The organism is Kitasatospora sp. NPDC058190 (assembly GCF_042883685.1).
In the GTDB taxonomy this organism is placed as follows: Bacteria; Actinomycetota; Actinomycetes; order Streptomycetales; family Streptomycetaceae; genus Kitasatospora.
The window spans coordinates 1-8402 of sequence record NZ_JBHVVI010000210.1 but is presented as its reverse complement, the minus strand read 5'-3'; the positions used below and the strand labels follow the sequence as shown (position 1 = coordinate 8402).

Below are 8402 nucleotides of genomic sequence, written 5' to 3'. Positions count from 1 at the left end.
GGTGTACTGACCACGGAGGTTGGTGACGGGGCTCACGGCCGGGTGATCTTGAAATGAGTGAGGGCCTTCTGGCTCGGTGTGGATTGCGACATCTGCACCAACGCCAGAAAGGCCCTCATGCCACACCGTAACGCACCGCTGACCGAGACCGGACGCCTGCGTCTGGCCCGCTGCGTGGTCGAGGACGGCTGGCCCCTGCGCAGGGCCGCCGAGCGCTTCCAGGTCTCGCCGACGACGGCCAAGCGCTGGGCGGACCGCTACCGCGTGCTCGGGGAGGCGGGCATGAGCGACCGGTCCAGCCGGCCGCACCACAGCCCTCGCCGGACCCCGACCCGCACCGAGCGCCGGATCATCAAGGTCCGTGTCCTGCGCCGCTGGGGACCGGCGCGCATCGCCTACCTCCTCGGCCTGAACCCTGCGACCGTGCACCGCGTGCTGACCCGCTACCGCCTCGCCCGCCTGGCCCACCTCGACCGGGCCACCGGCCGCGTGGTGCGACGCTACGAACGCGCCGCACCGGGCGAGTTGGTCCATGTCGACATCAAGAAGCTCGGCAACATCCCCGACGGCGGCGGCCACCAGGTCCTGGGCCGGCAGGCCGGCCGCAAGAACCGCTCCGGCGCGGGCTACAGCTACCTGCACAACGCCGTGGACGACCACTCCCGCCTGGCCTACAGCGAGATCCTGCCCGACGAGCGCAAAGAGACCGCCACCGCCTTCTGGGCCCGGGCGAACGACTTCTTCGCCCGGGCCGGGATCACCGTCCAGCGCGTGCTGACCGACAACGGCTCCTGCTACCGCTCCCGCACCTGGCGCGATGCCCTCGCAGCCGAGGGCATCGCGCACAAACGCACCCGGCCCTACCGGCCGCAGACCAACGGCAAGGTCGAACGCTTCAACCGCACCCTGCTCGACGAATGGGCCTACGCCAGGCCCTACCGCACCGAGCAGGAACGCCGCGACGCCTACCCCGCATGGCTCCACACCTACAATCACCACCGCGGACACACCGCACTCAGCGGCAAGCCACCCGCCAGCCGCGTCCCCAACCTCACGGGACAGAACAACTAGGGCACGGCGACGGGAGGTCGCCCCGAGGGACGGCACTGACCAGGAGAAACCGTTGATCATCGACGCACACGGCCACGTTCACGATCCGCTGCGCAGCCACCTCGCGCTGCTCGACGAGGCGGGGGTCGACCGCGCGGTGCTCTTCGGCACCCGGCCGCACCCGGAGCGGGCCGTCGACCTGGCGTCGTTCAAGCGGGAGATGAGCGTGCTGCACGCGACGATCAGCGGGCAGTCCGCCGGCGCCGACGCGCACGAGGCGGCGCTGCGGGAGCTGGAGGCGGCCTGCGCGGCGCACCCCGACCGGTTCATCGGGTTCGGCAAGGTGCGGCTGGACGTGGCGGCCGATCGGATCGCCGCGGAGGTGGAGCGGGACGTGGTAGCCCGAGGCTTCCGGGGCATCGGCGAGCTGACGCCGCCGCCGGACGGCGCGGGACTGATCGAGCCGGTCCTGCGCGCCTCCGCAGACCACGGCGGACTGCCGGTCGTGGTGCACGGGTTCGCGCCGAGCACCGCCGGTGACCTGGCGACGCTGGCCGGCCTCGCCCGCCGCCACCCGCGCGTCCCGGTCGTGATCAGCCAGCTCGGCGGGCTCAACTGGTTGACGGCCATCGAGCTGGCCCGGGAGACCCCGAACGTGTACCTGGAACTGTCGACGGCGAACGTCGTGTTCGCCGTCCGCCTGGCCATCCAGGAGGTGCCCGACCGTACGATCTTCGGCTCGGACGCCCCCTACGGCGACCCGGTCCTGACCCGCTCCCTCGTCGAGCGCGTCACCTCCTCCGGCGAGCTGCGCGACCGGGTCCTCGGCGGCACCTTCGCCGAACTGCTGGGCCTCTGAGCCGACTTGAGGAGCCGACGCGGAACTTGGTGATCCGACGCGGAACTTGAGGATCCGGCGCCGGGAACATCGCTCGCCCCCGACGGGGGTGGGGGCGAGCGGTCACCGTGCGGTGGTGGTGGCGGTGGTGACGGCCGTGCTCAGTCGGGGTACCGGTGCGCGACCAACGACTTCACTGTGCGCGCCACCTGCTCGAAGGGTTCGAGATCGCCGGCGGCCCGGCACAGCACGTGCGCGCCCTGCAGCAGCGTGATCAGGGTCGCGGCGAGGTCGCGGGCGGCGTCGGAGCCGAGCCCCGCGGCGGTCAGCCGCTCCGCGAGCTGGTCCATCCATGACGTGAACGCGGTCGACGCGACCCGGCGGAGCATCGTGTCATCGGCCTCCGCGCCCGCCCCGACCGTGACCGCCGCCACCGCGCACCCTCCGCCCGCCGCAGAGGCCGCGAGTACGGGCCTGACCAGTTCCAGGAAGGCCTCGACGACCTCCGGGGGCCCGTCGTCCACCGGCAGCGCGGCGAGGCGGGCGCGGACCTCGCAGCCGTTGCGTTCCGCGGCCTCGGCGACGAGTTGTGCCTTCCCGCCGGGGAAGTGGTGGTAGATCGCGCCGCGGGCTGCGCCGCTGCTCGCCAGGATGTCGGTGAACGACATGCCCGCCACGCCCCGGTGCTGGAGCGCCGTGACGGTCGCCTCGATCATGCGCTCGCGGGTCTCGCGGGCCAAGGTCGCCTCCGATCGTGAGCCTGGTGGTTGTGCGTGGTCGTTGTGCGTCGCGGTCGAGCGTCGTGATCGTGCCCGGCGGTCGTCCGGGCTGCGCCTTCGCGCCCCCTTGACTAGTACGCCCATCCTAGCCCAAGCTGGACTAGCTAGGACGTCCGTACTAGTCACTCCCAGGAGGGCCTCATGCCCATCACCGTCACCGCGCCGCGCGGCGTCCTCACCCCCGCCGGCGAGCGCGAGATCCTGCCGCAGTTGACCGTCGCCCTGACCGAGGCCAGCGGCCTCGCCGGAAACCCCGGTTTCACGTCGATGGTCGGCGGCACCGTCCACATCCTCGACCCGGAACACGTCTACGCCGGAGGTGCGAACCGCCCCGTCGTCATGGTCGAGCTGAAACTCCCCGACATCGGCCTCCCGACCGCCGAGGCCCGCGCCACGTTCATCCGGGCCGCCACGGACATCGTCGAACGCCTGACCGGCGACGGGCACCACAACAGCGACACGTGGATCAACATCCTGAACGCCCGGGACGGAGCCTGGGGCATCGGCGGGAAGGCCCTCACCAACGCCGACCTCGCCGCCGCCGTCACCGCCTGACCCACCGGTCGCACGGTCCGGTCGGCCCGGGAAACCCCGGACCGGCCGGACCGTGCCGCGGGTGTCATGATCTCGCTCGTGAGTGAGGTCATGAGTGTTCTGCGGCAGGAGCTCGATGCGGAGGAAGGGAGCTTCCTCCTTCGACTGCGGGGCGACCTGGAATGGGATCCCGTCGCCTTCACCCGCCTGGAGCGCCATGCGCGCGGCGTGCGAGCAACTCCAGGCAGATGAGAAGCTCGACCGCTGGATCGCCGAGGGGTTCTACGAAGTTGCGACCTGGGTTCCGTCCTGGACCTCACACGCAAACTTCCCGCGACCGGTGCCGGAAGAGGCCATTGTCGGTCGGGCCGCCTCAGTCCCGCGTTCGAACGCAAGCAGGGCCTCGCAGCCTCGCAGCCGATGCGGATCACCCGACCGCGGACCCGGTCGGGGCCCGCGATGCCTTCCGGCTTCCCATCGGACGGCTACCGCTCCGACTCCACCAGGTTCTTGAACTGCTCCAGGCCGCCCCGGACGGTGTTCTCGATCCGGTGGACCTGGGCCATGCCCCGCGGGCCGCCGAAGGCGTCATGGATGGACTCCGGCTCGTACTCCATCTGCACCTGCACCTGGCTGTGGTCTCGGTCCAGCGATCGCACCGACAGCGTGCCCTTCAGCTCCGGACTGCCCTGCGTCTCCCAGGCGAGGACCTGCTCGTTGCCACGGTCGGTGAGAACGGCATCGAACTCCCGGTGCACCTCGCCGGCCCGCACGTCCAGATGGGCACGGTCGCTGCTGGGTGCATAAGCACGTTCGACGCCGTCCATGAATGTCGAATACGCCTCGATGTCGTGCAGCCGACCCCAGACCTCCTGCGCGGGGGCGTCGATGGTGATCTGTTCCCTAAGCCTGCTCATCGCGAACCTCGCCTCCTGGCCCGGAACACCGGTCCTCTTGGGTTCTTCCAGCCTGCGCCGCCGACACATGCCCGGCAACCAGGGGCGGGAAGCGGCTCCGCGTGCGTCCGTGTCCCGACCATTGCGTCGGCCGGCGCGTCGAGCTGGTCGTGCAACGGCCAATGCCGGGTCACCGGGCGGGCCGCAGGGTCGGCGCCGGCCCGCTGTGTCATCCAGGGTCACGGTCTTGCGTGGCTCGAACCGCGACCCAACGGCAAAAAGATGCTCCCTTGGGCGAAGAACACCAACGTCCACATCTGCTTCACCCCGACGAACGTTGCCCGGGCGAACCCGATCGAGGCGTACCTCGGACCGCTGAGGCAGTTCACGATGGCGAACTCGAACCACCCGAACCACCCGGACCACCCGAACCACCCGGACCGGACCCGGCCCCTCCACGGCTACCTGCGGTGGTGCAACGCCGACGTCCGCCACCCGGACACGTCCTGACCGCCCCGCGGCGCGAACGTGCTCGCGTCCGTAGTGCGAAGGGTGGTGTCCGCTGGGGGTCTGTCCAGTGAACTGCTCCGTCCCGTAGCCGGCGGTAGCGCTGCGTAGTGATCGCTGGAGGAGGTCGTGCATCTGCCTCGTGATCCACTTGGCTCGTTTGTCGACGCCCTCGATGCGGCCGTTGCGGTACGGGAGGGTGAGTTCGGCGTCGACGGCGGCGAGGTCGAGTGCGAGGCCGTTTGTGAAGGAGTGCAGGTGGGGGAGGTCGGCGGCGCGAACCGTGGTGATCCAGTCGGTGGGCTTGGCGTCGTTGCCCGCTGCTGGGGTCGGCAGCTGCGCGAACTCGCCCGTGAGGAAGGCGAGTTCGACCATCTCGTGGCGGGCTTCGGTGAGTTCCCGCCGTAGTCGGGTCTCCTGGTCGCGCAAGTTCTCGGGGCGGGTGGGCCGGAGGTGGGCGAAACGCTGCGGGGTGGTGACCGGCTTGTCGCCCTCGGCGTGCCCCTGGGTGATGCAGCGGTAGAGCGGGTTGAGGCTCCCGGTGCAGCCCAGCTCCTTCATCTCCCGGAAGAGTTGGAGGACGGGGACGGCCGGGCCTTCCGCGCGGCGGGTGCGCAGGTGGTCACGGTGGCGGGCGACGAGCGTGGGCTTGAAGCGGGGTGAGCGGTGGTCGCCGGGGGGTGTGTCTTTTGTGTTGGGGGCCCGCCCCGCATCCTTTGGTGGGGGTGTGGGGCGGGTTGTGGGTGTGGTGGGGTTAGTTGAGGGCGTTGAGGGCGGCTTCGTAGTTCGGTTCGTCGGCGATTTCGGGGACGAGTTCGGTGTGGAGGACGGTGTCGTTCTCGTCGAGGACGATGACGGCGCGGGCGGTGAGGCCGGCGAGCGGGCCGTCGTTGATGGACACGCCGTAGGTGTCGTGGAAGTCGCGTCCGCGCAGGGTGGAGAGGGTTTTGACGTTGTCCAGGCCTTCGGCGCCGCAGAATCGGGTTTGCGCGAAGGGCAGGTCGGCGGAGATGCACAGCACGATGGTGTTCTCGAGCGCGCTGGCCTGGGCGTTGAAGGTGCGTACCGAGGTCGCGCAGGTCGGGGTGTCGATGCTGGGGAAGATGTTGAGGACCTTGCGCTGGCCGGCGAAGTCCTTCAGTGAGGTGTCCGTGAGTGTGGCGTCGACCAGGGTGAACGCGGGGGCCTGGCTGCCGGTGGCGGGCAGTGTGCCGCCGACCTGGACCGGGTTCCCCTTCAACGTGACCTGAGCCATGAAAAGCCTCCTACGGGCGGTATGCGGGTGACAACGTCGCTGATCCTACTGCCCGTCCCTGTTGCCGTATGCGTGGTGACCGGGGGTCGGACAGGGGCGCGGGGGCCGTACTTGTCGTTGCGGTCGCCTGGGTGCTGTCGCGGAATTCGTGCCTGAGCCCGAACGGCCTGTCGGGAACAGGCCGGTGGTCGGTGGTCGGCGGGCGGTCGTCGGCGTTGTGGGGGTGGGGGCTGGTTGCGTGGGTTCTGGCCGGGGGGGTTAGGCGTAGCGGTCGAAGAGGGCGTGTAGGTAGTTTTCCAGGCGGTTGGTCAGTGTGTCGGGGGTTAGGTCGGTGCGGCCGAGTTCGTGCCAGGGTGTGGCGACTTTCTGTGCGTCGGGGGCGAAGGCGAGGGCGTCCAGTAGTCGCCAGTACAGGTGGTCGGGGTCGTGTGTGGTGAGGTGTCCGCCGGCGTGTTGGTAGGCGTCGGCGAAGGCCATGCCGGTCTGGGGGCCGTGGAGGAGGGCCAGAGCGGTGGAGCAGTGGGCCACGTCCAGGTCGGCCGGGCCCCAGGAGGTTTCCACCCAGTCCACTACCGCGCTGACCGCCATTTCGGTTCCGGTGCCGGTGAACAGGACGTTGCCGGGGTGGTAGTCGCGGTGAAGGAGGCAGGAGCGGTGTTCGGGTGCTTCGCGGCGGATCGTGTCCACGGCTCGTTCCCATAGGGCGCCTTGGCCGGTGGTGGCGGGTATCTGGACCCGTTCCGGGGCCGTCCATGGCTGCCAGTTGCGTTCACGCCCGGTCTCGGGGACGTCGATGGCGTGTACCGCGGCCAGTTGTCCGGCCAGCAGTGTGAGGCGTCGCTGTACGTCTGTGTCCTGCCCGACCCGTACCTCGCCCGGTACGTGGGTCATCACCAGTGACGGATCGTCGCACCAGGTCCCCTGGGCGTCCACGGCCCGCAACGCGGGCGCCGGTACGGCGGTCGTCTCCAGCAGGCGCAGTACCCGTGCCTCCCTGGCCAGCAGGCCGGGTGCGTGGCGGCGGTAGAACGGTTTGACGAAGGAACGCAGTACCAGTGCGTACGGGGCGCCGGGGCCCTCGATGTCCAGGCGGCGCATTTGCGAGGTCCACCCGCCTTTCAGGGGTGTCACCCGCGCGATCCGCTCACCGGGCGCGAGCGCGCCCTCCACCCACCGGCGCGTGCCGACCCACCCCTGGACGTCGTCCTCGATCACGCACGGCAGCCTACGCCCCGCCTCGACCGGCCCACCCGCGGCCCCCGTGGCGGCGAAGTGGCGGCCCTGGTATCGGCGGGTCCGCGGCTCCCGTGGCGGTGGGTTCGTGGTCCTTTCGGTGGCGGGCCTGCGGGCTTTCGACGGCCGGTCCGCGGCTCCGTGACGGCCGACCGGCGGCTCTTTCGGTGACTGGCCTGACGTGTGGTCATGTCGGCGTGGGGCGTGCGGGATTCCCTTTGTTCCGGTTCGGGTGTGGTGTTTGACATCGGGTGTGGTCCGGGGTTTGGGTGGGGGTCGGGACTGTGTCTGTACTGGGTGCCGAGGGGGAGTTCGTTATGCCGAGGAAGGTTGTGTTCGAGGCCACTGGTGCGCCGGAGGTTCTTACTGTTCGTGAGGTGCCTGTGTCTCGGCCTGGGCCGGGTGAGTTGCGGATCAGGGTCGAGGCTCTGGGACTGAACCGGGCTGAGGTTCTCTATCGTGCCGGTGCCTATGTGGAGGCGCCGGTGTTTCCCGCGACTCCTGGTTATGAGGCGGCCGGCACGGTGGATGCGGTCGGTGAGGGCGTGACCGGTTTTCGTGTCGGTGACGCGGTCGATTCGGTTCCGGCTTTCTCGCAGAACGATTACGGCGTCTACGGTACGCATGCCGTTGTTCCGGCTCGGGCTGTCGTGCACCGTCCGGCGCGGTTGAGTGCTGTTCAGGGTGCCGCGACGTGGATGCCGTTCCTGACCGCTTACGGTGCTCTGGCGGAGGACGGTCATCTGCGGCCGGGTGATCATGTGTTGCTCACCGCGGCTGCTTCCAGCGTGGGGCTTGCGGCGATCAGTATCGCCCGGCGTGTGGGCGCGGTGCCGATCGCCACGACCCGGACCCCGGCGAAGCGGCGGCGGCTTCTGGAGGCCGGTGCCGCGCACGTGGTCGTCACGGGTGAGGAGGACCTGGTCGCCCGTGTTCTGGACATCACCAGGGGTGAGGGCGTGCGGACGGTCTTCGATGCCGTGGCCGGTCCGGGTGTGAACACCCTGGCCCGGGTGATCGCCCCTGGTGGGCGGCTGATCGTCTACGGCCGTCTGGACCCTGCCGACACTCCGATGCCCGGCCAGGCGACCTTCGCGCCCATCACGAGCCGCTTCTACACCGTCCACGAGGTCAGCCGTGACGCCGAGCGGCTGCGCCGTGCTCACGCTTTCGTCACCGCGGGCCTGGCCGATGCCACGTTCACTCCGGTCGTCGACCGTGTTTTCGTGGGCCTGGACGCCATGGTCGAGGCCCACCGTTATCTGGAGGCCGGCGCGCAGGTCGGCAAGATCGTCGTCACTGTCACCGAC

The 8402-nt window shown here is 70.0% G+C and carries 9 protein-coding genes and 1 pseudogene; 6 read left to right on the top strand and 4 right to left on the bottom strand.

Annotated elements, in window-relative coordinates:
* The first annotated feature begins 117 nt into the window (after positions 1-117).
* Positions 118-1071: an IS481 family transposase gene (locus ACFVWU_RS43275; protein ID WP_387631868.1), complete on the top strand. Its 954-nt coding sequence runs from the start codon at positions 118-120 to the stop codon at positions 1069-1071.
* 52 nt (positions 1072-1123) lie between these two features.
* Positions 1124-1909 carry an amidohydrolase family protein gene (locus tag ACFVWU_RS43270; protein ID WP_387631867.1) on the top strand — a complete coding sequence of 262 codons (786 nt, stop codon included), beginning with the start codon at positions 1124-1126 and terminating at the stop codon, positions 1907-1909.
* A gap of 140 nt (positions 1910-2049) precedes the next feature.
* On the opposite strand, the gene ACFVWU_RS43265 is transcribed toward ACFVWU_RS43270, so the two are convergent.
* Positions 2050-2628 (bottom strand): TetR/AcrR family transcriptional regulator, encoded by a 579-nt coding sequence (locus ACFVWU_RS43265; protein WP_387631865.1) that lies wholly within the window; start codon positions 2626-2628, stop codon positions 2050-2052.
* Positions 2629-2808: 180 nt separating this feature from the next.
* Between ACFVWU_RS43265 and ACFVWU_RS43260 the strand changes: the two genes are divergently transcribed.
* Complete coding sequence (locus ACFVWU_RS43260) at positions 2809-3222, top strand: 4-oxalocrotonate tautomerase family protein (protein ID WP_387631863.1); 414 nt, start codon at positions 2809-2811, stop codon at positions 3220-3222.
* Positions 3223-3686: 464 nt separating this feature from the next.
* Here ACFVWU_RS43260 and ACFVWU_RS43255 read toward each other — a convergent pair whose 3' ends face one another.
* Positions 3687-4118 carry an SRPBCC family protein gene (locus tag ACFVWU_RS43255; RefSeq protein WP_387631861.1) on the bottom strand — a complete coding sequence of 144 codons (432 nt, stop codon included), beginning with the start codon at positions 4116-4118 and terminating at the stop codon, positions 3687-3689.
* A 270-nt stretch (positions 4119-4388) separates the two neighbouring features.
* Between ACFVWU_RS43255 and ACFVWU_RS43250 the strand changes: the two are divergent.
* Positions 4389-4678, top strand: a pseudogene (locus ACFVWU_RS43250) (IS630 family transposase); the annotation flags it as partial.
* Positions 4679-4733: 55 nt separating this feature from the next.
* Positions 4734-5012, top strand: a complete 279-nt coding sequence (locus tag ACFVWU_RS43245; RefSeq protein WP_387631858.1) for a hypothetical protein — start codon at positions 4734-4736, stop codon at positions 5010-5012.
* A 346-nt stretch (positions 5013-5358) separates the two neighbouring features.
* Here the strand turns inward: ACFVWU_RS43245 and tpx are convergent, their stop codons facing one another.
* On the bottom strand, positions 5359-5859 hold the full coding sequence (gene tpx, locus ACFVWU_RS43240) for a thiol peroxidase (RefSeq protein ID WP_387631856.1): 501 nt from the start codon (positions 5857-5859) through the stop codon (positions 5359-5361).
* A 258-nt stretch (positions 5860-6117) separates the two neighbouring features.
* Positions 6118-7074: a phosphotransferase family protein gene (locus ACFVWU_RS43235; protein ID WP_387631854.1), complete on the bottom strand. Its 957-nt coding sequence runs from the start codon at positions 7072-7074 to the stop codon at positions 6118-6120.
* Positions 7075-7424: 350 nt separating this feature from the next.
* Here ACFVWU_RS43235 and ACFVWU_RS43230 point away from each other — a divergent pair.
* Positions 7425-8402, top strand: a 978-nt coding sequence (locus tag ACFVWU_RS43230; protein WP_387631853.1) for a zinc-dependent alcohol dehydrogenase family protein, incomplete at its 3' end; no start/stop codon positions are given.